Source organism: Domibacillus sp. DTU_2020_1001157_1_SI_ALB_TIR_016 (genome assembly GCF_032341995.1).
Lineage (GTDB): Bacteria > Bacillota > Bacilli > Bacillales > Domibacillaceae > Domibacillus > Domibacillus indicus_A.
Map to the genome: position 1 here is coordinate 1972928 of NZ_CP135439.1, position 23782 is coordinate 1996709.

Here is a 23782-nt window from a genome sequence, read left to right on the forward strand (position 1 = left end):
AATAGTTTTAATGATTGACTGCCATCGAGCCAAGTTTATCAACGTCCAATTGGCACACTGCACTATCATCTGTTGATGCTATAGTCGAATATATCTTTTCGACATGCTGGTTCGGCACGATTTCAACCCGGTCAAACAACGCAATGCCATCGTTGCTTGCAAAGTTTGACCGGAATGTTTGAGTAAATTTCTCCCACAAAGCTTCGTCTACCGTACCAGGATATTCTTGCGCCGGCTCTTTCACAGATACAAACACAATTAATGCTGTTATCAAACTGAATACAATAAGCGCACCGATCATTTAATTGAGCTTACAAGGGTTTGGCTGTATTCATACTAAGGTGATTGTCGGCCCATAGGTCTTTTCCCTTGTTTTGAAGTCGATTGGCGCAATTTACGCAAAACTTTAATTTACTTTGTTTGTAGCAGTTTGTTACTATTCTTGGTCCACTTCCTCCTCTGGCGGTAAAACAGGCTTTTTATTCGGATCGAGGAAAAGAAGTTGAATGCGGCTTTTATAAACCCGGTGCTCTTTTGCCAGTCGAGCCCTTTCAGTCCACAATTCTTTTTCCTTCTCAAAATGCTTAATGGCTAAAATGACGGTTTTATCTTCAAATGTTACCTCCAGCTCTTCTTCAGAAAGCCCAGGATCTAGAATTTCTCCATCAAGATTCCGGACCAAAGTGCCATCTTCTTTAAAATCCGCGATATATACTGGCCGGACAACATTCAGCAAAAAGGCAACTCGAATCATGCAGCAACTTCCGCCTTTACTTGTTCAAACTGCTCAATTTCAAATGTAAGCATTGTTTTATCCTCCCTTAACTGGCTTGACCCGCCAATAATACAGCACGAACTGTATGAGTTAATGCGTTAAAAGTTAGTGTAATGATGATAGAGTCTCCGGTCTGCTAAGATCTGATTCAAATAACTTATCGTCATTAAAGCCGCAAGCTGATTGTGTTGTATTACCCTTGCTATTCCTACACTTAAGCTTAAAAGCCTTCACATTACCTTTTCCAGCCTTTGCAGACCTTGGTGAGAAACCGGAAAGTGTCCAAATCGATTCATGATACAGGATGGGAAATGTTCCGCCAGTTTCTGGCGTATAAGTGCGAGCTCAATGGCGGCCAGCTGGTCAAATGGAAGCCGCATTTCACAAGCCAGGACTGTTCGGAATGTGGAAAAAGGGTAAAAAAATCTCTTCCGTCCGAATGCATACCTGCCCGAATTGCGGTCTTGTGCTGGACCGCGACCATAATGCCGCCTTAAACATTGAAAAGCCGGACTGGCTCAGACAGGGTTCATTATGGCAAAATAATTCTTTTATACCTGTAACCTGTAGGTCGAGTTCCCGCCCGAACCGTATAAAAAACGCATGTAGAGATGATGTAAGTCCCTTGCTGCCTATGGTTTTTACGACATTATCAACAGCACCGGACAGCGCCTTTAATTTCCCGATTTCATCGTTCATTTTATCGCCACCCTTTCCGTATAAAATAAAAATGAGCCGCCCGGAGGCCGCTCGCTATTTCTTTTCTTCATTGATTCCTGATGGGTTGTTGATGATGCCCGCCAGTACTGCGATCGTAAGTAAGATATCTACGTAAGCATCGTACCTTTCCGATGGGATCACTACACCAAAATCCTGCAGCACCATACCGACAAGCGCCGCAACTGCGATCCACAATCCATAGCTCTTCCAACGTTGTTTCATGCCCCAGCCCTCCTTCCGTACTTTCGGATTCCGGCTGAACATATCCCACTTCCGATGCTGTGTTTGAGCTGGACATGCCGGTCTATTACAAGATATTCACCTGGTGCTGAGGCTAGGACTGTTTACGTTTGTTATTTTTCATACAACCGCCTTTCAACCGCGCAGGTGAATTACTCTGCTTTTGCTGTTAATTCCACGTAATAATGCGACTTGTTTGCGTGCTCTATAAACTCTGAGCCGATTGATCGCTCTAACGACTGCAGAGCGACCGAATTTTGCAGAAACAAGTCGCCGGGCTTTTTTTGTGTATCACCAATACTCAGAATAAAAGTTAGTATCCATAGTTATATCTTCATCTGGATTAATAGTTATTTTATTGTTAATTACTAATGTGAAACCTGGTGCAGGGTCTTTAGAAATCACCTTGTTCATTGCTACAACCTCGGCTACCTCTTTTTCTCGATGGTTTAGATTTATAATCTCACTGATAACCCCCGCAAAATCATAGTTATTTCCCAGATCTCCAGTACCTTCACCGTGTACCGCTTGGTAGAAACAGAGTTGTTTTAGTCCTTCGGGATTCGATCTTTCCATAAACCAATTCAATACTCTTCCGCTAAAAGTAATGGATTCGTCATTATAAGGGTTAGAAATCTCCAACGAGATATTAATTTCTTCAAAAAAATTAACCATTTATCTACCTCCTCTCCTTATACTATGGCAAAGAAGGCAAGCAGCTTAATTGGATCAACTATTTTCAAGGATTTTTTAAATAATTGATAGAAACCTGCCAAAATCGCTCCGAACGGACTTTTCTATGTTTACACCACTCCCTCTCCAATTCTCCGTACTTTTTTAAGACTTCAATCTGCTGTTTTAGATACCAACTTTCTCTCTGTAATTTCTCTGTTTCACTTTTATATTCAGGCCCTTTTCCAAAGAAATACTGCTTACCCACCGGCTGTTCAAACCGATGAAGTTCACTTGCTTTGTACCATTTCATCCATGTTTTAAGCTGTGTATATTTTCGAATATTTAATTCTTTCATCACTTCTTTAACAGCCACTCCAGCTAGTCTCATCTGTACAGCTTTCATTTTTATTTCTGCCGGATAACTTACTCTCGTCCCCATAAAGAAAAACACCTCCAAGTTGGCTTTTTAGATACTTACATACCCATTTTTCAACTTAAAGGTGTTTTTATTTGTCTCACTCTATGGGGTCAGTCCCTTTAAAGAGCCAGGGACTTTTCTCGGCTTTTTATTTGGCTTAAAAAAGCATATTTTTAGAACGTTTGTCGAATGTATTGTTATCATTGCTGAATTATTTTATGCTCTTTCCGTTCTGTTTTTAATAAAAAATGAGTCAGGGGATACAGTATGATAAACAATCAATCTAGCTTGATGTTAGCTGTTCAAATTAACAAACTTCATCGACTAATGATTTTAAATGCTAAGATATATGGCCTTGGCAGCCAAGAAACATTATATTACAGTGAACAATTAGATGAGCTGATTCTTCAATATCAATTTCAAAATAGATGTTCTTCTTAAACCGAGGGGGCTCTTCGGCTTTTTTTCATATTTTTCTTCAAACGTGGAAAATAACTAATATCAATGTATTAAGGAGATCCCCTCTAATTAGCGTTCTTGCTGCTCCTATTTTGGCCTTGGAGCCTGGTAAGCTCCTTGGCTTTTTATTTTTCGGATAAAATTTCATCTTACGGAACATAATGATATTGTTATAACCCAGCCCCAACTCCTATAACTCGTAACCTTGTCTACAGCCAGACCTCAACCTGGCTGTCTTTTTTATGCAAATCCCCACCGCTTCTTCCCTCCTGTAACCATACAATTGTCAGCTGAGGATACTGATTAATAATGTTCTCTTCCGTAAGACCTTGTTTCAGATACCTCTCGTATTGCTGCTTATTTGGCCTTGTCAGACACAAATCATTTCTTTTGCGTTCATCATTTTTAGAAAAACGAAGAGCATCTTCCTCCTCTGCCTTCTTTACATGTGTCGGACGCTTTGATCCGAACTTTTTATCACAATAAGTTTTACTTTCTCAGGTGTCCATTGTTGCACTCTTACTACTCCTTGGTATGCCGTTTTTTAATCCTCCCGTCAATTCTTCAAACCATTTCCTGTCCTTTGTCATAAGTGCTAGATCAATGAGTGCTGTTTTATCCTGAATATCATCCAGCAGTGTGCCAAGGGGTTCTAGACGATGCTCCCTAAATAGCAACCTTGTTGGCGTTCCCCATTTCATTATGCCGTTTTTGATTCTGCCCACTATCGCTATCTCAATTTGACTTTCGTAATAATCAATTCGACTGACGTATCCGATGACTGTAACCTCCCCAATTTTGGCTTTTTTCCACTCTCCGATCTCCAAGGCTGTTTCCCCCTTTTTTAATAAGCAAAAATACGAGCTATATTAGGGAGGAAAAAGGCGATAAACTCATGGATTCTCCTACAATACACGCAAAATTTTTGGACTCTATTATATCTGTCTTACCTGAAAAAAGTGGGACGTGAATAATATATGAAAGTTCACTATTCAGCAAGTTGTATTTCACTTTCTTTATTACTGCTACACATACTAAATTTACCCAGATACCTTTTTGCCCATATTTAGGAATTTTTGAAGTAATTATTCTTGGTTGGAATAGTTACTTCTTTCATCTAGCAATGCCCCTCAAGTTTCTACTGTTTCACCTTTCAAATTTTCACTCCTATTTCTTTAAACTTAAGGTCAACGCTTCCGCCTCCACTCCCCTTTTTATATTTTATTACCACTGCTTCCTGCCCGATCCCCTGTTATAGAAGCTTTCTTCGAAGTCAGAAATCCTGGGAAGTTGGCTTACCTTCAACATCAAAAATAACCTAATCTCTCTGAAAAATCTCAAGACTGCCACCCCTTTTATTCAATTTTTTGGCCGTACTGCACATCAAACTTCTTCGCTTTTGACTTCGATTTTTTCAGTGTTTACCTTTAAAGAATTTTTTATCATTCTCCGACATATATATTTATTTAACTAAAGTTAGGAGCTAATAAAATGGGTATCATTTTATGGATTACTATTTTTTCAGGTACCTTTATCCAATATTCGCCACTAATAACAAAAGCAAAGGGAAAAAATGAAATTCCTTTGTTTCACCTTACTGTTCTACTATTAAGGAGGGGAAGCTGACCATAGTGATTAAACAGCGCCGTTCTGCTCATCTTACTCATTTTGTGTAATAATCCCTTCGAACACTCTTATTCTTATCAAGGCTCCCACCCCTTCACTCAAACTTTTTCTTTTACCTAAAGATAGAAAATAGTGATTCATTTTCTTTTTACTGGGTAAATGAATAATTCAATCAACAACTTTCTTAAAGCACTTCACGTATTTTTTATTTTCGCTACTGTCACTTCTTATCCACTCTTCAATCTTTAATAAAGCTGCCACGCCTTCTATTTAATTTAGACGAACTATTTTATCTATCAATCAATCTGCTAGTTTGAAGTTTTCGCTTAGCCAGACATAAGAATACCCAAATACTTGCAAGGAGCTGATACTATGAGCTATCCCTTGTTTTTATGGATTTTTATGTTCCTCCTTTTTTCAACTGTTATCACTTTCAGCTACTATTGGGAGAAAAGAGACTAAGCTGTTTGCAGTAACCTGAAAGAGGAAAAGCCCCTCCCGTATTAATCAAGCAACTCCCTCCGGCTCGTTTTCCTCTTTCTGAAAGATAACCTCTTTGTACTATTCTTTGCTTTTTATCAAGGTTACCAAGCCTTTAGCTACACTTTTTTATGTAAAATAAACTAACAAACTAATATTTAATTTTTTTCGCATCCGTTATACTACAATTCAACAATTCGAATAAAAAAGGAGGTGTGCACGTATGGTACCAATTAAACTTTTCGGACGGATTTTGTCCCTGCTTTTGTTGGTCGGCTTTATTGGTTCACTATTATTCATATCAAGAAAGCCCTTGTTATTATCAAGATCCGACCATAATTATTTAAAAGATAATCATCAAAGTTCCAGTGAAAGAAGGAGACAATTTTATTAAAGCGCGATGTTTCATACCGACCGTGGCAGCGAGTTTAAAAATCGCTAATCGATGAGCCATTAGCCGCCTTCCAGATTAGCCGCTCTTTAGCATGAAGGGCTGTCCATATGATAATGCCGTGGCGGAAGCCACATTTAAAATCATCAAAACAGAATTTATCAGCCAAATGAAGTTGGATAGCCTGGAGCATCTTACACTTGAATTTAGTGATTATATTAACTGGTTTAACAAAGTGCGAATTCATGGAACACTAGGCTATGTAAGCCCGATTGAATACAAACGATCGTCCCTTAAAAAACATACTAAGATTAGTAGTGTAGCCAAGGCATTGGTTTACACTACTATTTTTTATATAGTGGAAGTGAAGAGTAGGCCGGAGACAGCTTGGGATCATGAATCCGATTAAAAAACTGACCTACTTCACTTACCTTATTTGAATCAGGTTTGAGTATGTTGGATCCTTCGAGATCGTGTATAAGAAATGGGAATCAATAAGTGTAAGGTGAAGACTTCCATGCAAAGTTAGGAGGATAAGTATGAAGCACGTAATCGCATTTGATGTCAGTATGGGGAAAAGTTACATGGTTATTTATAATGAATTAAAACATTGTATGTTCGAAGGAGAAATCAACCATTTTCGGACAGAGTTTGAGGAGTTAAAGAAAAAGATTGACGAATTAACCGAAGGTTATGGAGAACAGCCCGAGATCGTATTTGAAGCAACCGGTGTTTATTCCAGGCCACTAGAGCGTTTTATGAATGAGAATTATTATACTTACTGTCTTTTGAACCCCTTGGAAGCGAAATTACAATGTGATTCCTTGCGGATTCATAAAACGGATAAGAGTGATGCACATCGGTTAGCGCTTACCCACTTTACGACAGATAGAAGGAAAAAGGAAGGTTCAGATGAGCTTCTCCACCAGTTAAAATCGCTCTCCAGATATTATAGTGAACTGGACGATGAGTTATCCGTTATTCGCAGCCGTATGCATAAAGTTATTCAATTAACATTCCCAGAACTAGAGAAAATTTTCACTAGTAAATCGGAACTGTTTTTAAATATGGTCCAGCTGTTTCCCCATCCGGAACTTATCCAAGGCCTTTCAAAAACGGTGATTAAGAATAAGGTTCGCAACAACACAAATAAAAATATATCGCCAGTAATTGCGGAAAGAAAAGCCCTTGAACTGCTTGAAGCAGCTAAACAATCTTATCCATCGGTCTCTTCGACGGATGTCTTATGTGAACAGCTCAGGTCCTACGCGAAGCGGTACCAGGAACTACTTTACGAGAAGGAACAGTGTATAAAAAGAATGATTCCGTTGGCTGAAAGTCGCGAAGAGTACCGAATCATTCTTAGCTTTCCTGGGATTGGTCCTAATACAGCGGTGCGTCTTATGGCAGAAATCGGAGATATTCATCGGTTCGATAATCATAAACAGCTTAATGCTTTTGCGGGCATTGATATCCGGCGCTTTCAATCAGGGAAGACACTTTACAGGGACAAAATCAATAAACGCGGAAACAAGCACTTGCGAAAGCTGCTATTCCTCATTATCCAGAACATGATCAAACAACGGCGTTTCGGAAAGAATCATATAGTCGACTACTATGACAAATTAAAAACGCAACCTTATAACAAGTGTCATAAAGTCGCGTCTATCGCTTGTGTGAATAAGCTGTTGAAGAATCTCTTCTTCCTTATCGCCCACAATAGAAGCTATGACTACCGGTCAGCCACCACGTCATAACTTTACCTATATAGTAGCATACCTAGACGAACCTAGTAAAAAAATTACAGCCTTACTCGGTTTATTTGGCATGACCAGAGTGACCATCAACCCGTATTTGCCAATTCATACACGCCCGCTTTTGAGACAAAAACACCCATCAAAATAAAAAAAGCTGTTGACTAAGCGTAAGAAAGCTGTCTGATTTAGTGTTGAAAATCCATTCCATCCCTACCTCAGTTAAAATTCCCACCCATCTTACTAAAAGCTGACTCCCAAAGCTTTCGCTAGTCAAACTCAAAAGGCAGCATAATCCCTATTCTTTTTGTCTCCAACTGATTGACTCAAATCCCTATTCTCTTTATATGTTATAGATGTTAGAAACTTATAATACATTGGAGACAACACATCTTCGACCTTTATTCCGCTATTCTTAACCTTTTATTTATACTGTACTTTTTATTAACAAGTCTTTAAAATCCATGGTAGCGATAACATGCCATATTATTATAAATTTGGAGGATATATGAAAGTTAGAAAAGGATTGAATTCAGACATTCGGGAGGTGCTCCAACTGGAGTATCGTCTCTATCCAGAGCAGTGGCATATCCCTGAAGAAATTATAAGGAAGGTTTTGGCTCGTAATGGGGAAGTGATTCGAGTCCTTGAAACGAACGGTGTTTTAAAAGGACACTATGCATTTTTACCTTTAGAAAAGGACGTCTATGAAAAAGTTCTGCACGGTACATTGGATGAAAAAGAACTTGCTGATTATATAGTAGATTACAAAGAACCAAAAGACATATACTTGTATTGGACAACTGTAATGGTCGATACTGAAGACACAAATCGTTCGCAATTCTCCAAATGCTTATTGAATGACATCCCCCTCTATTTAAAGAGTTTACAAAAAAGGGGAATGAACATAATGGAAATTGGCGGCATCTTTATTTCTGACAATGGCGTTCGCGTGGCCCAACGTTTTGGAATGTTACAGACCGGTACAATCTACTATACGGGTAAAAGCTATCCTGTTTATCGCACTGATGCTATCCACTGATGGATCAGCGGTTCACACAATAAATTGAGCAGCTATTGACGCGACTTCTCCTATTTGATTGTCGGACCTTGTAACAACTTTTTTTGACGTCGGTAAAATGGCCAGGTTTAAGTTTGTATCTTTTAAGTAAATTCTATGAAACTGGGTATAGCAATTTCATTTGAGGCGAGCAGAGCAAGGAGTTTACTTTAAAAAAGACCGGATCAGTATAGAAGCTGATCTGGCCTTTTGTAATAAAGAAAGCTGTACTGCTGTTACGTATTTTGCATTTGTTTTGTTGTCCAGGATTCCACATTCCAAATGTCTGTAGCGATGTCCTGATAAAACTCAGGCTCATGGGAAATCAAGAGGATGCTTCCTTTGTACTCTTTAAGCGCCCGCTTTAATTCATTTTTGGCATCAACATCCAAATGGTTGGTCGGTTCGTCAAAAACGAGAACATTGCTTTCCCGGTTCATCAGTTTACAAAGCCGCACTTTTGCTTTTTCGCCGCCGCTCAGTACGGATATTTTACTTTCAATGTGTTTTCTTGTTAATCCGCATCTTGCTAATGCCGCCCGGACTTCGCCTTGCGTTAAACTCGGAAATTCATTCAGCACTTCTTCAATGCATGTGTTATTGTTTTCTTTTTTTACTTCTTGCTCAAAATAACCGATATACTGATAGTCTCCCCGCTCTACGCTTCCGGAAAGAGGGTTGATTTCACCGAGTATGCTTTTTAACAAAGTGGTTTTTCCGATTCCGTTTGCCCCGACCAAAGCAATTTTTTGGCCACGGTCCATCGAAAGGTCAAGCGGCTTGGAAAGTGGGTTATCGTAGCCGATCACTAACTTTTCCGTTTGGAAAATTAGCTTTCCAGATGTTCTTGCTTCTTTAAAACGGAAATCAGGCTTCGGCCGGTCTCCTGCCACTTCAATAATATCCATTTTATCCAGCTTTTTTTGCCGGGACATCGCCAGGCTGCTTGTTGAAGCACGTGCTTTGTTTCTCGCTACAAAATCTTTTAAGTTGGCGATTTCCTGTTGCTGCTTTTTAGCGGCTGCCTCTACTTGAAGTTTTTTTGCTTCATAAACTTTTAAAAAGTTATGGTAATCTCCGACATAGCGGGTTAATTCTTTGTTTTCCAAATGATAAATAATATTCACAACGCTGTTTAAAAAAGGAATATCATGGGAGATTAGAAGGAACGCATTTTCATAGTCTAACAAATAGCGTTTTAACCATTCAATATGCACTTCGTCCAAATAGTTGGTTGGCTCATCGAGGAGTAAAATATCAGGTTTTTCAAGAAGAAGCTTAGCCAGAAGAACTTTTGTCCGCTGCCCTCCGCTTAAATCATATACATCTTTTTCAAGCCCTATCCCATCTAAGCCGAGTCCTCTCGCGACTTCTTCCACTTTTGCATCAATGGTGTAAAAATCATTGGTTGTCAGTGTATCTTGAAGCGTTCCAACTTCATCAAGCATTTTTTCCATTTCTTCTGGACTTACATCGGCCATTTGGCCGTAAATATGATTAATAGTTGCTTCCATGTCAAATAAATATTGAAAAGCTGTTTTCAGGACATTACGAATCGTTTTTCCTTTTTCTAAAACGGCATGCTGGTCAAGATAACCGACCCGCTGATTTTTGGACCATTCAATTTTTCCATCATCCGCCTGAATTTGTCCGGTAATAATATTCATAAACGTCGATTTGCCTTCGCCATTAGCGCCAACTAACCCAATATGTTCCCCTTTTAACAAACGAAAAGATACGTTTTGAAAAATAACGCGATCGCCAAAATCATGACTTAAATCTGTTACGGTTAGGATGCTCAATTATCGTTTCCTCATTTCGCTTCAAAATTTCTATTAAACTTTAATAATACCATATCATCGTACATTTAAACAAGGGAGTGTTCTGATCTTCATTGCCCTAAGCCAGCATAGCAATAATAGTTTTATTTCTCGCCTTTTGTTTTGGTAAAAAAAGTAACCAAACACCTAAATCATACCGAAAACTTCATCAGCGCTGAACTCTTCCATTATTTTCTTCGTTACTTTTGGCAGCTCCATTTTCCGTATTGGATCTTCATTTTAATACCCTTATTAATGTACCAATTAAAAAAAGCCGTAATCATCTTAGCCATTGATTCCACATAGTGTCCTATTTTTTACTGTTATAGAAGAGCGGGGATAGAGAGAGCAGAGTAGATAGAAATTAACATGGGCGGCGGCAAAGCGCTTTTTGCCTCCAAGAGATTGGGTATTAAAAAATCCCCATCCAAAAGCATTCACTCTTAAGCAGGATGGGTGATTCTTTGCCACTTCAATCAGCAGCTGATATCCCTGTTACTCTTGCCTCTAATTATTGCTTTGAAAGTGCTTGTTTAACAGCTTCAGCAACAATGTCATTTGCTTTTGGTGTCATGTGAATACCTGTTACATCATCCAGTAATCCACTCTTGATTAGGGCTGTGTCAGTCGCACCGCCTGCTTTAGCGACTAAGATATTGTTTACATCTACAAGCGGAACATAGCGATCTTCGGCAACTTTACGAATAACATCATTGTAGCTGTTAATCCAGCTGCGTAAGCCACCTTTGTTTGCATATAAAGGCGCAACAGTTCTACCATTTTTCAACTCTAGGTCATAGTAAGTCTTGTCAACGACTGGTGTATTAGTCATTAAGACAACTTTAATACCTCTTACGCTGAGTTGTTCAAGCATATAGGTAAGGTTCTGTTTAAACTCCTCTTTGCTCACCTGTGGCTCACCATTAGGCTTCAGCAAAGCATCGTTAATACCAAACATGATTGTTACGTATTCTGGCTTTGCATCAAGAACATCCTCTTTGAAGCGAAGAAGCCCTTCTTCTGTTTCATCTCCGCTATTCCCTTTGTTATAAAAAGTGTAATCCATTCCATTTCCATAGACAGTTGCTACTTGATCTGTCCACTTCTTGTTAATGTATGTTTTATACTGGCTTTCAAAGTATGAACCAGATGTATTGCTGTCGCCAAATGCAACGAAGCCAGACTTCTCTTCATTTCTCAGCTTTCGCTCCTGCTCAAAAATTCGATACATTAACATGGCAAATTGACCACGAGTAATTTTGTCGTTCGTTCCAAACTTAGTGCTATTGATACCTTTGATGATTCCAGCTCCATGCAATACACGAACAGGTTCTGCATAACGATCCGTAGCATCTGTAAATGGATTCTTGAATGTCGTAGAATCATCGAAGTAATCCTTGAAGGCATTGTATAACATGACTACCACTTCACCACGAGTGATGTTATCTGCCGCTCCGAATGATGTAGCAGTCTTACCACTGGTGATTCCCCTCGCTTTAAGTGCTGATACAATGCCCACTGCACGAGTTGGAAGGTCTCTGAATCCTGCCTTTGGAACATTCGTGTCAATCGCCATATATGTACCAAGAATCACAGCAAAATCCACACGTTTAATTGGATCGTTTACTCCAAACACTGTCTGGTAGCCTTTTGTGTAGCCTTTTGCAATCCCGTTCTCGTCAAGAAACTGTACAGCATAAGCCAGTTCTGTTTTAGGGGGTACATCTGTAAATCTTGTAACCCCTCTCCCTGTATCTATTGGTGGCAATTCATCTGATACTGGCTCTTTTACTGAGTCAGTGGCTGGGTCTACTAAATCTGAAGGATCTTCCGCAAATACCGGTGTAATCGTTGAGGCAAACGTCGTTCCTGCAAGTAATGCAGTTGCTAATACTTTGTAAGGCTTTTTCATTGGTTTCAATCTCCTCTTATGTAATTTCCTAGGTTTCAATTATATCAAATAAACCAAGAAGAACTTTGATTTCTTGAAAATTTTAGAAATCCCTTACTGTTGCATTCAAATTGATAAAACAAAAAAGAGATGCCTAATTAAGACACCTCTTAAACTATTTATAATTCTTTTTTAACCTTTGAATTTTCCACATAACACAAAAAGAAATCTTCTTCTATTTTAACATTGCATTTGACTTTGTGCCTTGCGCCCTTCACTATTGGTTGAGCGTCATGGACAACGGCTTGGCAGCAGAGTTGTTGCCTACTGTCAAATGAATAAAAAATAATCAAATGACAATGGGCAACGACACTATTGTATATCGGTCTATGGAATCCGTATTGTATAGCCCTTGTTTGTCGGGGAATATTCTTCCCACCAATTCTACTGTTTTCAGATAGCCCTGAACAGTGGTATGTGAATTGGCTTGCGAGTACATTTACTCCTATCCTTCCTTCGATCAGCACTTAGTGGCAGCCCTCTCCATTGGGATACTGGACTAAACAAGGAAAGTCCGTCTGTATCCTATCCCCTCTTAATTGCGTTGGCAGGGTCATTACCTGACGATGTTTATTAACGTGTGTTTATCGGCATCCCACACGGAAATTCCGGTACCTAAAAAAGACATTACTTAAGAAACCTTGTATCACCAGAATTTTTTTGATAATATAAGGACACGGTATTTCACTATTTAGTTGTATTGGTTTGTGACTAAATGACATTCGGAAGGGTAAGGTGCTACCAACACCTGCCCTTCTTTTTTATGGTCATTTTTTGTTCATGTTCATCAAGGGACTGTTTATCTTTGCTTGTTCGCCTAGTTTTTCGTCTGTAAGCGACTGCAAATACGTTTGGGTTGTCTGGATATTGGCATGGCCTAAAAGCCGTGATAAAGAGTAAATATCGCACCCATTCAGTAACGTAGTCAGAGCAAAATAATGACGGAACATGTGCGGGCTTATCCTCTTTTTATTCACGCCCGCCCTCTTGCCTGCTTCCTTCACAATGTTGTCTAGTGAGAGATGAGATAACCCTTGTAAATGATACGAAAGGAAATACATGTCTTCTTTCAACAGTTTGTTTTCTACATATTCCTTTCTCATTCGTTCGTATTTGATGAGGATTTTCTTCAATGCCGGACTAATAAAGGCGGTACGTTCTTTATTTCCTTTTCCATGAACCAAAATCGTTGTTTCCATTACGTTCTTGAAGGGTAATGTCCTGATTTCCATTGCTCTAAGTCCGCAATCTGCAAGCATGGCAATAATGGCTTTGTTCCTTACTTCATGGTAAGAAGAATAATCAAACGCATTTATCATCTTGTAAACCTCATGCTCATTAAACCCCTCTAAAACCTTTTTAGACACTTTCGGCAGTTCCACTTTCTTCATTGGACTTTCTTTTAAATATTCTTCATTCACACACCAGTTAAAGAAAGCAATTATCATTTTAGCCATTGACTGAATTGATTGGGGTGTTAGTCCCCTCTGTTGTTTGTAGCGTATATACGCCCTCAAATCATCTGTATGAACACTTTCTAGTTGGTCAATACCACGCTTTGTTTTCAGAAACAAAAGCACCTGTTTATACTCTTGCCGTTTGTTTATCATCGTTTTATTTGTGTATCCTTTAGCAACGCAATGGAAGTCATACTCTTTTAACGCATCCTCTATAAACACAAAAAACCACCTTCCTCTACTGAATTTTTCAATAGAAAAAGGCGGTTTTCTTGTTTTTATGAAAAATTAACCAAACAACACTCAGTTTTGAAAGAGAAAATTCATATTTCCTGTATCTTCAATTTCAAAATAAGGATGTTGAAAGTGACTTGAACCCTTATCCAGCAAGGATTTATTTATCCTGCTGCTTGTTCATTTGTGCCATCATTTGGTTGATTTTCTTTTGTGATGGTTTCATACCCATTTGCATCATCATCATACGCAGCATTTGTTCGTTAATCGGTGGATTTTTCTTTAAGTAATCCATCATGTAACGGCGTGCGATGAAAAATCCGAGGGCTACACCAGCAGCAAGCGCCAGGACAGCCGTAAGCACATACCCAAACATAAACGTGTTCCTCCTTCAAGTTATCTATTCAAAGTGTACTAAACCAGCGCCCATTATACAACTAGAGGCTGTAAATTTTTGCAGAACCGTGACAAAAAAAGTCCGGAACCGAGGTTCCGGACAGCTTTTTTATTTATTTTTCTAAAAGAGCTTTTACGCGGGCCACAACGTTTTCCACTGTAAAGCCGAATTCTTTCATCACAAGATCACCAGGTCCAGAAGCGCCAAATTGATCGATTGCCAAAATGTCTCCTTCATCGCCTGTGTATTTGTGCCAGCCAAATGAAGAACCAACTTCAATGGCAAGACGTTTTTTCACTGATTTCGGAATAACAGATTCTTTGTACGCAGCATCCTGCTGTTCAAAACGGTCAAACGACGGCATGCTGATAACATTCGCGTGAATACCTTCGCCTTGAAGGACTTTTTGTGCTTCTACAGCAAGACCGACTTCTGAGCCAGTTGCCAAAAGAAGAACATCTGGTGTTTTTTCAGCTTTTACGACCGTGTAAGCACCTTTTTGGACACCTTCATGCGCCTGCTCTTTTGAACCCGGAAGAACTGAAAGATTTTGACGGGTCAACACAAGAGCTGTTGGTGTTGATTTGCTTTGAAGCGCCAGCTTCCAAGCTGCTGCTGTTTCATTGCCGTCTGCTGGACGAATCACAGACAGGTTTGGCATGCTGCGGAATGAAGAAAGATGTTCGACCGGCTCATGTGTAGGACCGTCTTCACCGACTGCGATACTGTCATGTGTAAACACGTATGTGACAGGAAGACCCATCAGCGCTGCAAGACGAATTGCTGGACGCAGGTAGTCAGAGAATACGAAGAATGTTCCGCCAAACACTTGCAGACCGCCGTGAAGGGCCATTCCGTTCATCGCAGCACCCATCGCAAATTCGCGGACACCAAACCAGATGTTGCGGCCTTCATAGCTGCCTGGCAAAAAGTCGGCTGTGTTTTTGATCGTTGTTTTGTTTGATCCAGCCAGGTCGGCAGAACCGCCGATAAATGTCGGCACAGCTTGAGCAATCGCATTTAACGCTTCACCAGATGTGTTACGCGTTGCGTTTGATGTTCCTTCTTCATAAACAGGAAGAGCATCTTCCCAGCCTTCTGGCAGCTCGCCGTTGATCGCTTTTTCAAGCTGTGCTGCCAATTCGGGATAACTTTCTTTATATGAAGCAAATAATTTGTCCCACTCAGCTTGCGCATGGGCACCACGCTGAACAGCTTCCTGCTCAAAACGCTCTTTTACTTCATCAGGAACATAGAAATCTTCTTCAAATGTCCACTTGTAGTATTCTTTCGTCAGCTTCATTTCATCTTCACCAAGCGGTGCACCGTGAGAAGCTGATTTACCGGATTTGTTTGGAGAACCATAGCCGATCACTGTTTTTACTTCAATCATGGTTGGCGCGTTCTCGTTTTGTTTCGCTGATTCAAGCGCTTTTGTAACAGCTTCAAGATCATTGCCGTCCTCAACGCGAATGTAGTTCCAGCCGTATGCTTTAAAGCGGCCTTCCACACTTTCAGAGAATGACTTATTAAGGTCTCCATCCAGTGAAATATCATTCGAATCATAAAGAACAACAAGACGGCTTAACTTCAAGTGCGCCGCAAGTGATGCTGCTTCTGATGCTACACCTTCCATTAAGTCACCATCACCACATAGCGCATATGTATGGTGGCCAATCACTTCATGTCCCTCTTTGTTGTACACAGATGCCAGGTGGCGTTCAGCCATTGCCATACCTACTGCCATCGCAATACCCTGTCCAAGCGGCCCAGTTGTCGCTTCTACACCAGGTGTATGTTTGTATTCAGGGTGTCCTGGAGTTTTACTTCCCCATTGACGGAAATTTTTGATTTCATCAAGCGAAAGACCGTAGCCCGCAAGATGAAGCAAGCTGTATAACAACATGGAACCGTGACCTGCTGAAAGTACGAACCGATCCCGGTTGAACCATTCTGGATTTTTCGGATTGTGATTCATTACTTTTGTCCAAAGCGCGTACGCCATTGGCGCTGCACCCATTGGCAAACCCGGGTGGCCGGAATTTGCTTTTTCAATTGCGTCGATTGACAGCGTACGGATCGTTGTGACCGCAAGCTGATCTGTTTTATCAAACATCAGATTCATCCTTTCAAAAGGGGATTTACCCTTATATATTAAATGTCTTTGCCACAATATACAACAAAAACACAGAACAATGTGAAAAAAGAGACAGCTCTCACTGTCTCTTTTTTCCATTAATTCATTTTTCTGCGTTTTTGAATATCTCGCACTTTTTTCGGTGTTACTTCATCGCCGTTTGGATCAAACACCCGGACGTGTTCGACTGTGTCCCGCATTGACGTACGGAAAACACGTAAATATTCCTGCCGAAGCGCAGTTTGTTCCTGCAGCTCTTCGTCTGTCAACGCCGTTCTTTTTGCTTTTTGGGCCAGTTCATTTATACGTGCAATCTTGTCAGATGATAACATCGTTTCCCGCTCCTTTCCGATACTTCCAATACCGTTATCGTACAGAAATGCAGAAGGGTTGACAAGAAAAAAGCTTATTAGTCAACAGCCTGGCTCTCTGCATGCTCCATATAACGGCGATGGACAGTCGCACGGGAAATTTCATAGCCGAATCCTCGGAGTGTTGCCGCAATTTCTTCATATGTAAGTCCGTTTTCACGAAGGCGGACAATTTCAGAAAGCGGCACTTCCTTCCGGACACGTCCCATTTCGTTGCCCCTGTTTTTCAAATTTTTCTCGGGACGGTATCCTTTTTGAACTGCCCGCTTCATGCCGCGTTTAATTTTTAAATTATGGATTTTACGCTGGTACTCTTCCACCATACTGACAATTTGAAGAACCATTGAATCCGACTCGGACAATTGCAGCTCGCCATCATCAGCGATGCTTAAAACCGAGACACCTTCTTTCCACAAACAGTGAATCAGTGCGATTTTCGCATTGCCCCGTCCAATTCTTGTTTCATCCTGAATGAGTACCGCATCAATTTCTTCCTGTTTTACAAGGTCAAGCAGATCAAGCATACCCGGCCGGTTCAGCTCGTATCCGCTTGCCCGGTCCCGGATCACGCTAACCGCTTCGAATCCCTTTTCATGCGCAAGCGTCAGAAGTTCTTCCTCCTGACGTTCCAGGGATGTTTCCTGTGCTTCTTTTTCTGTGCTCACCCGGCAGTAAATAGCCGCTTTCTTCATCATGATCATTTCCCGTCTGCCAGTTGAAGCCCGCTGTTCTTTTCATCCGCTGGGACTGGAATCGTTAACTCTTCTCCTGGCACTATTTTTGTTGTAATTAAATCGTTTTTATCCTGAACCCATTTTATAAACTCGATTTGGTCCATGTTATGTAGGTTTTTATAATCTTCTGCTAAGCTCCAAAGTGAGTCTCCCTTTGCTACTTTTATCGCTTGATAATTGGGTTCACCGGATCCTGAAAAGCTAAAGTATAACGCCGCTGAGGCCATCATCACCGCTAATAATAACATAAATGAATAGTTTTTTGCTTTTCCCACTAAGAACACCCTTTCCTCGAATACTCGTTCGTGATATAATCCATTCTAAGGCGAACGATTGTTTCAGTCAAGCGGTAATTCGAACTTACGTTTGTGAAAATTCAGAACACATGTTATACTATACGTAAATATTTCCTAAGTGAGGTGCAAACATTGACTAAGTTATCAAAACGCCAGCAGGATATTCTTGATTTCATTAAAGATGAGGTTCGTCAAAAGGGCTATCCGCCATCTGTTCGTGAAATTGGAGAAGCTGTTGGACTCGCATCAAGTTCAACGGTTCACGGACACCTTGCCCGCCTTGAAGCAAAAAATTATATTCGGCGGGACCCGACAAAGCCTCGTGCAATCGAGATTTTAGATACAGACAGCTCAGTGCCTAAACAGCACCCTGTTAATGTACCAGTTGTCGGAAAAGTAACGGCTGGTCTTCCTATCACAGCGATCGAAAATGTAGAAGAGTACTTTCCTCTCCCGGAACGTCTTGCTCCACCGGATGAGCAGGTATTTATGCTGGAAATCGTGGGTGAAAGTATGCGTGAAGCTGGTATTTTAGACGGCGACTATGTAGTGGTCAGACAGCAGCAAACGGCGAAAAACGGTGATATTGTTGTGGCTATGACTGAAGACGACGAAGCAACCGTGAAGCGTTTTTACAAAGAAGCTGACCATATTCGCCTGCAGCCGGAAAACTCTTCAATGGAGCCTATTTTACTGCCGAATGTGACCGTTCTAGGAAAAGTCATTGGTGTATATCGCCAAGTTCATTAAGCTTGTTCATCCTATGTAACAAAAATGCGCGGCATGAAAAAATCCCCTAAAAAATTTTAGGGGATTTTTTGGTATATAAAAACACCCTGTTCGAAAACAGGGTGTTTCTCGAAAATTTGCGGCGTTCAAGCCATGCTCCACAACATGCTCCTATAAAGGAATGCTTGATCGTCTTACGCAAACGAGCTCATCGCATAAACTATATTACACGCTATTGGGTAATATGTCAACTTTATTTTTATTTATGGCCACCTGATTCCGCCCATTTTCTTTTGCCTGATACAGCGCATCATCTGCCAGAGCCAGCAGGCTGTCTATCCCTTCCTCAACATGCCCTGTTTGAATGCCCATGCTGATCGTTACCCAATCGGCAGCCGTTGAACGAACATGCTCGATTCGCAGTTCTCGAACCTTGCGGCAAATCGTATTGCCCAGCCCTCTCACCCATTCTTCTGTTTGATCAAACAACACAACGACAAATTCTTCACCTCCATAGCGCGCTGCAAAGCCAGCGTGAGGAGGAACATGCTGATGAATGGTTTGGGCAGCGGACCGGATTACGACATCTCCTTTCATATGGCCATAAAAATCGTTGTATTGCTTAAAGCAGTCAATATCAATCATCATAAAAGCAACAGGGCGCGTTCCGGCTGAACGTTTTTGTTCTTCTATTAAACGATCCCTGAAGCCTCTCCGATTTGGAATGCCTGTCAGTTCATCTGTCAGCATAAGCGCCTGCAGCTGTTTATTGGCTTCTTCGAGCTGAACATTCATCTCGATATTTTTTTGGATTTGCTCTTCTAAATCTTTATTTGCGTTATGCAGCAGCCAGTTTTGATAAAAATCTTTATAGTAATGGGCATAAAGCATTCGTGAAGTAAGCCAGCAAAAAAATAAAAAGACCGTTAAATTAATATAATGGCCGGCTAAAACATCGGCAGATGACTGAAAAAAAGGCAGGCCGCCATATACAACCAAAACAGGCAGGCTGTAGATCCAGAGCATCGCCCGATTTGTGGCATGAAATAAAATCGACACACACATAACATTCACGGCAAATGCCATCACATGGCCGTAATGCCGCTGGTCTTCAAGTGTCACAACGCCTCCCCATGTAAGAAAAAGAATAACGACAGCCAGCATCCCTTTTCGGTACCAGCGAGTGTGGGTTGAATCGGCACTGTCACCTTTTTCAAAGAACCGGACCATAGTTAAGTGCGCGATACTTAAACCAGTCAGCACAAGATACATGGTTAAATAAAAGTCAAATGAAAAAATGTCTCTTCCCTCTGACACAGCAGTTGAAAGATTAAACACAATCAAAAGCATTTCGAAAAAAATGACCAGTTTGGCGAACAGCTTTGTCCGCTGCATGTTTTCTTTAAACAGTTTATGTTCCAGCTTTTTTTTCTCTTCCGCGGGCATTCCTGCAGGAAGACGCAACAATGTCATAAGCATTCTCTTTTCTTTATATCGTTCTTTTTTCCTATTCCCAATGATATTCATTGTACAAAATTCTCTTTCATTTATCAAAATGAAAAAAGAGACAGGCTTGTTTTTGCAAAATGCCTTTTCTTCTCTTATTGTTAAAGTAGCAGAGAAAAGGAGCTGAAGAGAATGAATAAAACAGCTTTGATCACAGGCGCCTCAGGCGGCCTGGGGCTGGAATTTGCCAAAATATTTGCGGAGGGTGAATATAATCTTGTTCTTGTAGCCCGCAGCCGGGAAAAGCTGGAGGCTTTCGCCGATGCATACCCAGATACAGAAATGAAATTGATCGTAAAAGATCTCGGCCGGCCGGGAGCCGCTAAGGAAGTAGCGGATGAAGTGCATCGATCCGGCATTCATACTGATGTACTCATTAATAACGCTGGATTTGGCCTGTTTGGTCCTTTTGACGAGCTCAGTTTAGAAAAGCAGACAGAAATGATGCAGCTGAACGTGATTACACTTACCGAACTTACCCACTGTTTTTTGCCGGGCATGCGCGAACGAAATTCCGGCCGCATACTAAACGTAGCCAGCACAGCGGCATTTCAGCCTGGACCGCTGATGGCTGTTTATTTTGCAACAAAAGCATTTGTTTTGTCTTTTTCAGAAGCACTCGCCGAGGAATTAAGCACCACCAACATTACGGTAACTGCGCTTTGTCCAGGCCCGACAAAAACAAACTTCGGGACAGTGGCAAGCGTGGAAGAAACGAAGATGTTCAGCCAGCCTATGTCCGCTGCACAGGTGGCCAGAGAAGGTGTGGAAGGTCTTTTGAAAAATAAACGAGTAGTCATTACAGGCAGCAAAAACAAAGCCGGCGCTTTTGCAGCCAAGTTTCTGCCGCGGAGTACCACTGCCAAAGTGGCCAAGTCTATTACACAAGGATAAAGAAAACGCCAGCCCGATAACGGCTGGCGTTTTTTAGTTTCCGGCTCCCCGGTATTTTGTCACTCCTACATTCCACATAAAAATAGAAAACAGAAAGAACACTAGGCCGATAACCGGTGTTAAAAATGCATACGTGTACCATTCTTCCCGCCCTAAAAAATAAGCGGCCGGGTATACACCTACAAATGCAAACGGCAAAATCCAGGTGAGAACGAACCGGATAATATTGTTATAAATATTGACCGGATAACGGCCATAATTCCCAATATTGTACATCATCGGCATAATACTCGTCGGGCTGTCCGACCAAAAACTGATACTGGCGATCAAAACAAAAATAGATGCGTACACGAGCGTTCCGCCAAGTACAAGCAGGACCATCACAAAAGGATCGTACCAGGCAAATGACAAGTCAAGCCGGCTTCCCGCATAAATCATAACAGCGGTTCCGGTGATGACGCCAAACAGCGATTCAAGCTCCATCCGCTCGAGCACAATTTGAAAAAGACTGTGAATCGGGCGGGTTAAAATACGATCCATTTCTCCTTTTACGATATATCGATCATTAAAATCCCAAATATTAAAGAAAGCACCGAATATCGCAAAAGGCACAAGGAAAAAGCCGTAAATAAAAATAATTTCATCCCGGCTCCAGCCGCTAATCATTGTTGTATGGCCGAAAACAAGCAAAATAAAAATAAAATTAACTGCCTGGGACATTAAATCTGATCCAATTTCAACAATCATATCTGTCCGGTAGGTAAGCCGCGTTTTCATGTATTGGGCGGCATATTGAAAAAAGAGCCCTATATATTTCATTCTTTATCCCCCCTGTACAACAAGCTGTTTTCTGGCGATCAGCCAAATCATTTGGATAGGGAGAATTAAAATAAGCACCCAGATAATCTGAAACAGAACAGCATGAATAATTTGGGGCTGCGTAAAGCTTTCTGTAAAAATCATGCTCGGCACATAACTGATCCCTTGAAACGGCAAATAATTCATCACCTGCTGAGCCCAGGCAGGAAAAAAGCTGATGGGCAGCAGCAGGCCGGAAAACAAGTCAATTACCACGCGTTTTGCCCGAATAAGCCCGGTATTGTTATAAAAGAAAAATGTTAAAATGCCGGTGAGCAGATTGATTTGCATGTTAATCAAAAAGCTGAAGACGAGCGAAACGGCAAAAAGCAGCCATGTTGCCGGGTTGGAGGAAAAAGCAATCGGAAAAATAAGCGCGACAATGATCATGCCCGGCAATGAAAAAAATGACAGGCGAAAAATCCCTTCTCCAAGTCCCTGCATCGTTTTCATCAGCAGGTAGTTATAGGGACGTATAAGCTCGACCGCGACTTTTCCTTCTTTAATTTCCTGTGCAATTTCCCGGTCGATATTGTTAAAATAAAACGCCCGCGCCATCCAGGCAATGGCCACATACGACGTCATCTGCAGCGCACTCATGCCTTCAATCGACCCTTTTTCACCGTAAATGGCATTCCAAAGAAAGTAATAGGCGCCAATATTAATGCTGTAAATCAAAATGCCGCTGTAATAATTGGTCCGGTATGCCAGCATCATTAAAAAGCGAATCCGGATCATTTCGATGTATTTACCCATTTGTCACGCCTTCTTCGTAAATATTACGAATAATATCTTCAATCGAAATCTCGTGCACTTTTAAATCAGTAATTTTATGGGCAGCCGCCACGCGTCCGATCACTTCAGAAATCACATGCTCTTCATTGAGTACATTGGCAATCCAGACGTTTTGACGGTCTCCCGGTGTCCATGCTCCGTCCAGTTCGGCCAAAAGCGGCTGAAGTTCTTCCCTTGTAACACCGGCATTGGCAAACTGAAATTCAATTTGCTTGCCTTCTCCCCAGTTAGAACGCAGGCTTTCGAGCTGGCCATCATAAATAATTTTGCCTTCATCAAGCATGACAACCCGCTCACACAGTGCTTCAATATCACTTAAATCATGTGTAGTCAGCAGCACGGTTGTGTTGTATGTGGCATTCATCTCTTTTAAAAATTCGCGAATCTTCAGTTTCACCAATACATCAAGCCCAATTGTCGGCTCGTCCAAAAACAACAGCGGCGGGTTATGCAGCAGTGCTGCCGCCAGCTCACACCGCATTCGCTGGCCAAGTGACAGCTTGCGGACCGGCTTGTCTAAAAGCGGGCCAATATCAAGAGATTCGATCACATGACCCATATGCTTCTTATATATATCATCCGGCACATTGTATACTTTTTTCAGCAGGCGGAATGATTCCTGCACGGCAATATCCCACCAAAGCTGTGACCGCTGGCCGAAAACAACACCAATCGAACGAACAAATTGTTCCCGCTCTTTATGCGGGTCCATTCCGTTCACGCGGACAATGCCGGATGTCGGTGTTAAAATGCCAGTCAGCATTTTGATGCTTGTTGATTTTCCCGCCCCATTTTCACCGATATAGCCGACCATTTCCCCCCGTTTTACGGTAAAGGAAATATCGTTTACAGCCGGAATCACTTTGTACTGGCGTGTGAATAAATCACGAAAAGCTCCTTTTAATCCGGAGCGGCTCGAATGCGATTTAAACTCTTTACGCAAATCTTTTACTTCAATCATATTTTCCACGATACACGTCTCCTCTTCTTTTACACCTTCAATAG

General features: G+C 41.2%; 22 protein-coding genes and 3 pseudogenes. 7 read left to right on the forward strand and 18 right to left on the reverse strand.

Features of this window, described 5'->3' with window-relative positions; all coding sequences use genetic code 11:
• Positions 1-7: 7 nt before the first annotated feature.
• Both RRU94_RS17970 and RRU94_RS17975 read right to left on the reverse strand, forming a co-directional pair.
• Complete coding sequence (locus RRU94_RS17970) at positions 8-274, reverse strand: hypothetical protein (RefSeq protein WP_315692209.1); 267 nt, start codon at positions 272-274, stop codon at positions 8-10.
• A 162-nt stretch (positions 275-436) separates the two neighbouring features.
• On the reverse strand, positions 437-754 hold the full coding sequence (locus tag RRU94_RS17975) for a hypothetical protein (protein WP_315692210.1): 318 nt from the start codon (positions 752-754) through the stop codon (positions 437-439).
• A 272-nt stretch (positions 755-1026) separates the two neighbouring features.
• Here RRU94_RS17975 and RRU94_RS17980 point away from each other — a divergent pair.
• Positions 1027-1283, forward strand: a pseudogene (locus RRU94_RS17980) (RNA-guided endonuclease InsQ/TnpB family protein); the annotation flags it as partial.
• 245 nt (positions 1284-1528) lie between these two features.
• Here RRU94_RS17980 and RRU94_RS17985 read toward each other — a convergent pair.
• The 3 genes and pseudogenes from RRU94_RS17985 to RRU94_RS17995 all read right to left on the reverse strand — a co-directional run.
• Complete coding sequence (locus RRU94_RS17985) at positions 1529-1717, reverse strand: holin (protein ID WP_050183970.1); 189 nt, start codon at positions 1715-1717, stop codon at positions 1529-1531.
• A 309-nt stretch (positions 1718-2026) separates the two neighbouring features.
• The gene (locus RRU94_RS17990) at positions 2027-2410 is read right to left on the reverse strand and encodes a hypothetical protein (protein ID WP_315692211.1); all 384 of its coding nucleotides are present in this window, start codon (positions 2408-2410) and stop codon (positions 2027-2029) included.
• 136 nt (positions 2411-2546) lie between these two features.
• Positions 2547-2849: pseudogene (locus tag RRU94_RS17995) on the reverse strand (IS3 family transposase); the annotation flags it as partial.
• A 246-nt stretch (positions 2850-3095) separates the two neighbouring features.
• On the opposite strand from RRU94_RS17995, the gene RRU94_RS18000 reads away from it, so the two are divergent.
• Positions 3096-3269, forward strand: coding sequence for a Spo0E family sporulation regulatory protein-aspartic acid phosphatase (locus RRU94_RS18000; RefSeq protein ID WP_315692212.1), 174 nt, complete (start codon positions 3096-3098; stop codon positions 3267-3269).
• Positions 3270-3784: 515 nt separating this feature from the next.
• On the opposite strand, the gene RRU94_RS18005 is transcribed toward RRU94_RS18000, so the two are convergent.
• A complete protein-coding gene (locus RRU94_RS18005) occupies positions 3785-4114 on the reverse strand; it encodes an IDEAL domain-containing protein (RefSeq protein ID WP_315692214.1) in 330 nt (109 codons plus the stop codon).
• 1679 nt (positions 4115-5793) lie between these two features.
• Here RRU94_RS18005 and RRU94_RS18010 point away from each other — a divergent pair.
• From RRU94_RS18010 to RRU94_RS18020, 3 genes and pseudogenes are all read left to right on the forward strand, one after another.
• Positions 5794-6079 (forward strand): annotated as a pseudogene (locus RRU94_RS18010) (transposase); the annotation flags it as partial.
• A gap of 244 nt (positions 6080-6323) precedes the next feature.
• The gene (locus RRU94_RS18015; RefSeq protein ID WP_315692215.1) at positions 6324-7541 is read left to right on the forward strand and encodes an IS110 family RNA-guided transposase; all 1218 of its coding nucleotides are present in this window, start codon (positions 6324-6326) and stop codon (positions 7539-7541) included.
• 505 nt (positions 7542-8046) lie between these two features.
• Entirely contained in the window at positions 8047-8580 is a 534-nt protein-coding gene (locus RRU94_RS18020; protein ID WP_315692216.1) for a hypothetical protein, read from the forward strand.
• 254 nt (positions 8581-8834) lie between these two features.
• On the opposite strand, the gene RRU94_RS18025 is transcribed toward RRU94_RS18020, so the two are convergent.
• The 8 genes from RRU94_RS18025 to RRU94_RS18060 form a co-directional block, all read right to left on the reverse strand.
• Entirely contained in the window at positions 8835-10400 is a 1566-nt protein-coding gene (locus RRU94_RS18025; protein ID WP_315692217.1) for an ABC-F family ATP-binding cassette domain-containing protein, read from the reverse strand.
• A gap of 529 nt (positions 10401-10929) precedes the next feature.
• Entirely contained in the window at positions 10930-12330 is a 1401-nt protein-coding gene (locus RRU94_RS18030; protein WP_315692218.1) for a GDSL-type esterase/lipase family protein, read from the reverse strand.
• Between the two features lie 806 nt (positions 12331-13136).
• Complete coding sequence (locus tag RRU94_RS18035; RefSeq protein WP_315692219.1) at positions 13137-14048, reverse strand: tyrosine-type recombinase/integrase; 912 nt, start codon at positions 14046-14048, stop codon at positions 13137-13139.
• 172 nt (positions 14049-14220) lie between these two features.
• Entirely contained in the window at positions 14221-14436 is a 216-nt protein-coding gene (locus RRU94_RS18040) for a YneF family protein (RefSeq protein ID WP_315692220.1), read from the reverse strand.
• Positions 14437-14569: 133 nt separating this feature from the next.
• Positions 14570-16573 carry a transketolase gene (tkt, locus tag RRU94_RS18045; RefSeq protein WP_315692222.1) on the reverse strand — a complete coding sequence of 668 codons (2004 nt, stop codon included), beginning with the start codon at positions 16571-16573 and terminating at the stop codon, positions 14570-14572.
• A 119-nt stretch (positions 16574-16692) separates the two neighbouring features.
• Positions 16693-16926 carry a DUF896 domain-containing protein gene (locus tag RRU94_RS18050; RefSeq protein ID WP_315692223.1) on the reverse strand — a complete coding sequence of 78 codons (234 nt, stop codon included), beginning with the start codon at positions 16924-16926 and terminating at the stop codon, positions 16693-16695.
• A 77-nt stretch (positions 16927-17003) separates the two neighbouring features.
• The gene (locus tag RRU94_RS18055) at positions 17004-17657 is read right to left on the reverse strand and encodes a YneB family resolvase-like protein (RefSeq protein ID WP_315696037.1); all 654 of its coding nucleotides are present in this window, start codon (positions 17655-17657) and stop codon (positions 17004-17006) included.
• Positions 17658-17662: 5 nt separating this feature from the next.
• The gene (locus RRU94_RS18060) at positions 17663-17974 is read right to left on the reverse strand and encodes a cell division suppressor protein YneA (protein ID WP_251273549.1); all 312 of its coding nucleotides are present in this window, start codon (positions 17972-17974) and stop codon (positions 17663-17665) included.
• 153 nt (positions 17975-18127) lie between these two features.
• Between RRU94_RS18060 and lexA the strand changes: the two genes are divergently transcribed.
• Positions 18128-18745, forward strand: coding sequence for a transcriptional repressor LexA (gene lexA, locus RRU94_RS18065; RefSeq protein ID WP_242233037.1), 618 nt, complete (start codon positions 18128-18130; stop codon positions 18743-18745).
• A 204-nt stretch (positions 18746-18949) separates the two neighbouring features.
• Here the strand turns inward: lexA and RRU94_RS18070 are convergent, their stop codons facing one another.
• Positions 18950-20197 (reverse strand): GGDEF domain-containing protein, encoded by a 1248-nt coding sequence (locus tag RRU94_RS18070; protein WP_315692226.1) that lies wholly within the window; start codon positions 20195-20197, stop codon positions 18950-18952.
• Positions 20198-20362: 165 nt separating this feature from the next.
• On the opposite strand from RRU94_RS18070, the gene RRU94_RS18075 reads away from it, so the two are divergent.
• Positions 20363-21124: an SDR family NAD(P)-dependent oxidoreductase gene (locus tag RRU94_RS18075; protein ID WP_315692227.1), complete on the forward strand. Its 762-nt coding sequence runs from the start codon at positions 20363-20365 to the stop codon at positions 21122-21124.
• Between the two features lie 33 nt (positions 21125-21157).
• On the opposite strand, the gene RRU94_RS18080 is transcribed toward RRU94_RS18075, so the two are convergent.
• From RRU94_RS18080 to RRU94_RS18090, 3 genes are read right to left on the reverse strand one after another with little or no spacing between them, the layout of a single operon-like run.
• Positions 21158-21943 (reverse strand): ABC transporter permease, encoded by a 786-nt coding sequence (locus tag RRU94_RS18080; protein ID WP_242233039.1) that lies wholly within the window; start codon positions 21941-21943, stop codon positions 21158-21160.
• A 3-nt stretch (positions 21944-21946) separates the two neighbouring features.
• Entirely contained in the window at positions 21947-22738 is a 792-nt protein-coding gene (locus tag RRU94_RS18085) for an ABC transporter permease (RefSeq protein ID WP_315692228.1), read from the reverse strand.
• Positions 22731-23747, reverse strand: coding sequence for an ABC transporter ATP-binding protein (locus tag RRU94_RS18090; protein WP_315692229.1), 1017 nt, complete (start codon positions 23745-23747; stop codon positions 22731-22733). The genes RRU94_RS18085 and RRU94_RS18090 overlap by 8 nt, the downstream gene beginning before the upstream one ends.
• Between the last annotated feature and the right edge of the window lie 35 nt (positions 23748-23782).

Coding starts and splice junctions, on each gene's coding strand:
- RRU94_RS18000 (WP_315692212.1), top strand. CDS start 3,096: ATGATAAACAATCAATCTAGCTTGATGTTAGCTGTTCAAATTAACAAA.
- RRU94_RS18040 (WP_315692220.1), bottom strand. CDS start 14,436: ATGTTTGGGTATGTGCTTACGGCTGTCCTGGCGCTTGCTGCTGGTGTA.
- RRU94_RS18030 (WP_315692218.1), bottom strand. CDS start 12,330: ATGAAAAAGCCTTACAAAGTATTAGCAACTGCATTACTTGCAGGAACG.
- RRU94_RS17990 (WP_315692211.1), bottom strand. CDS start 2,410: ATGGTTAATTTTTTTGAAGAAATTAATATCTCGTTGGAGATTTCTAAC.
- RRU94_RS17975 (WP_315692210.1), bottom strand. CDS start 754: ATGATTCGAGTTGCCTTTTTGCTGAATGTTGTCCGGCCAGTATATATC.
- RRU94_RS18075 (WP_315692227.1), top strand. CDS start 20,363: ATGAATAAAACAGCTTTGATCACAGGCGCCTCAGGCGGCCTGGGGCTG.
- RRU94_RS17985 (WP_050183970.1), bottom strand. CDS start 1,717: ATGAAACAACGTTGGAAGAGCTATGGATTGTGGATCGCAGTTGCGGCG.
- RRU94_RS18050 (WP_315692223.1), bottom strand. CDS start 16,926: ATGTTATCATCTGACAAGATTGCACGTATAAATGAACTGGCCCAAAAA.
- RRU94_RS18080 (WP_242233039.1), bottom strand. CDS start 21,943: ATGAAATATATAGGGCTCTTTTTTCAATATGCCGCCCAATACATGAAA.
- RRU94_RS18070 (WP_315692226.1), bottom strand. CDS start 20,197: ATGACATTGTTGCGTCTTCCTGCAGGAATGCCCGCGGAAGAGAAAAAA.
- RRU94_RS18085 (WP_315692228.1), bottom strand. CDS start 22,738: ATGGGTAAATACATCGAAATGATCCGGATTCGCTTTTTAATGATGCTG.
- RRU94_RS18020 (WP_315692216.1), top strand. CDS start 8,047: ATGAAAGTTAGAAAAGGATTGAATTCAGACATTCGGGAGGTGCTCCAA.
- tkt (WP_315692222.1), bottom strand. CDS start 16,573: ATGTTTGATAAAACAGATCAGCTTGCGGTCACAACGATCCGTACGCTG.
- RRU94_RS18055 (WP_315696037.1), bottom strand. CDS start 17,657: ATGAAGAAAGCGGCTATTTACTGCCGGGTGAGCACAGAAAAAGAAGCA.
- RRU94_RS18015 (WP_315692215.1), top strand. CDS start 6,324: ATGAAGCACGTAATCGCATTTGATGTCAGTATGGGGAAAAGTTACATG.